This is a genomic window from Gemmatimonas sp., assembly GCF_031426495.1.
Lineage (GTDB): Bacteria > Gemmatimonadota > Gemmatimonadetes > Gemmatimonadales > Gemmatimonadaceae > Gemmatimonas.
Genome location: NZ_JANPLK010000087.1, coordinates 1 through 2538, shown reverse-complemented (window position 1 = coordinate 2538; position 2538 = coordinate 1). Strand labels below are relative to the sequence as shown.

Annotated in this window: 2 protein-coding genes and 1 pseudogene; all 3 read left to right on the top strand. The window is 60.7% G+C overall.

Annotated features, from left to right (window positions below):
- Positions 1-605 (top strand): RHS repeat-associated core domain-containing protein (locus RMP10_RS22960; protein ID WP_310572397.1); only part of this gene is annotated, 605 nt, incomplete at its 5' end.
- Positions 606-608: 3 nt separating this feature from the next.
- Complete coding sequence (locus RMP10_RS22955) at positions 609-1052, top strand: SMI1/KNR4 family protein (RefSeq protein WP_309671112.1); 444 nt, start codon at positions 609-611, stop codon at positions 1050-1052.
- An 845-nt stretch (positions 1053-1897) separates the two neighbouring features.
- Positions 1898-2538: pseudogene (locus tag RMP10_RS22950) on the top strand (hypothetical protein); the annotation flags it as partial.

Below are 2538 nucleotides of genomic sequence, written 5' to 3'. Positions count from 1 at the left end.
ACTACGATCCGGTGAGCGCGCGGTTCACGCAGGAGGATCCGATCGGGCTCGCGGGCGGGCTCAACCTGTATGGGTTTGCGGGCGGGGATCCGGTGAACTTTGGGGATCCGTTTGGGTTGTGTCCAAATCCGATGGCGACGGGTTTGGGCGCGCTGCAGTGCATTCTGACCGACTTCGTCGGCGGAGCTTCAAACGCACTGTCGAATGTTGCTACAGCAATCGGAGCGGCACGCGCCGCAGGGCAGCAGCGGACTGCAGCCTGCAGGAGTGATGCGATGTGCATGGCGCTGTCGTTCGGCGTTGGTGGAACGGCACGTGGAGGAAGTTCTCTGACGCTGAGAGCAGAGTTCGGGGCAGTGCGCACGAAATTCTGGCTGAATGAAGCAGCCACCAATTCCGGAGCGTACTCGGCAGCTGATCTATTACGAATGCGTGGTGGAAAAGCCCCAATTGGACCGGATGGGTTCCCGTTGGAACTCCATCACAAAGATCCTTTGAACAAGACCGGGACTAACGATATCAGCAACCTAGAAATATTGTCGAGGTCCGCTCACCGACTTGGTGAGAACTATAGACGCAACCACCCTCCTGATGACGAGAATTGAGAGATGCTTGAAGACCACTTGATCGCGAAGATGCGACAAGATGAGAGCGCCGCATTCGGTGGCGGTGCAGAAGACTGCGCTATCTCGGCCGCTGAAGAGATTCTCGAAGTCTCCTTTCCAGCGTCGTATCGGCAGTTCCTGCAGCAATTCGGGTGGGGCGGTGTGGGCGGCTTAGAGATCTTCGGACTTGGAGCTGACGTCCCGCCATTCCTTGACGTCGTACATATCACTACGAGTGAACGGACCGAGGCAGTGCCACCGCTTCCGAAGAAGCTTCTGCCAATCTGTACAGATGGACTGGGCAACCTCCTCTGCATCGACACCACTGAATGGCGACTGAACAAACCAGTAGTGTTTTGGAATCATGACGAGTCGTCAGATCAAGAAGCGGAAGAGATCGCAGGAGATTTCAGCCTGTGGCTTGAAGAGCGTATCACGTCATCCTAAGCTGGCGGGCTGCTGTTGTGAGCCAATCTGGCACAACTCACTTAGCGCTGCTTCTCGCACGGAGCGCCGTCGCACGGCGCCGCGAATTGTGCATCGCTTCCAGCAGCCGAAGGACGGCGCGTTGTCGCGTCGTACGCAACAACGCGCTGCGAAACCCTGGCCGCGTTGTAGATCTAAACAAGAACGAGGTGGTGCACTTCCTCTTCAAGTCCAAGAAATAGTGATGTTCTTCGAGATCGACACCTCCCTGCCTCCAATCCAAGGGGCACTGCTCTATGTGCAATCGGAACACTCTATTGATTTTGAGCCGAGTTTCTTGAACGCTGTCTCTACCCGGACGGGAGTTGGGGGGAGCGCGAGCCTGTCCGTCGGAACACTCCAGATCGAAGTCGCGGTAGCCTCTGGACTGCTGATGTACCCTTGGGGCTATTTCCCTTCGGGGGCTTGGATTCGGCGGCAACTGTCACCTGTGGAATTCGAATCCGCGAGTATTCGATGCGTTCCTACCTTCGCGTTGGACGCCGGAGTGAGCTACGTCATTTCGGAATCGGAGCGGTGGTCGACCTACTATGACGAAACGAGCGGTTGGCTTTGTTCAACCGATCGACCAATCCTGTTGGAGACCGTGAGGATTATTGAGTTTGCAAGTTCTGTCGCTGCGTCGCTCGACGGGAATCGACTCACGAGTTTGTGGTTAAGACCGTCGATTGTGCCACATCGATGAGGGTGACGTTGCAAGCACGTATTGATGAAGCCCGATCATTCCGTGTCGTGTGGGGCGCCGCCTTTCGATCCAACATGCGAACTGTCGCTATCGCTGCGACGCGTTCGGGCGGCGGGTGTGGGTGCGGACCGACCGGCGCTGCGATGTGGGGCTGTTCTTCTCCACGGCGGTGGCGTGCGACGTGAGCACGTGGCGGCGCACGGTGTGGGACGGGGACCGGGAGCTGGCCGAGATCCAGGTGCCGATCCGCTACGCCGGGCAGTCGACGTCGGTGCCGGACAGCGTGCAGAACAACGACCGGTTCGTGCCGGCGCTCCCGCTGCTCAATGGCGAAGATCCGAATCCGTTCTTTGGGCGCGTGGTGTACGTGCCGGGGGTGGCGCTCGACCAACCGGCGGGGCGGCCGCGCTACGGCCACGTGGGCCGCCGCGCGGGGACGCTGGTGTCGCATGCGGCGCGGAGCCTGGCGCTGCACTGGAATGGGCTGGGCGCCCTGAGCCGGGTGTCCTGCGGGGACGGCGCGCTGGTGTGCGTGGCGCTGAGCGGCGGGCCCACGCCCAAGCCGGATACGATGGTGGTGTCGGTGCCCGCGTACTGGGCCGCGTTTGCCCGGCCGGCGTATCGGGTGCAGGCGTTCCAAGGGACCCTGCTGACCGACAAGGCGGACGCGACGGGCACGTTCTTCCGCCGCAACCGGCACTACGATCCGGTGAGCGCGCGGTTCACGCAGGAGGATCCGATCGGGATCGCGGGCGGGCTCAA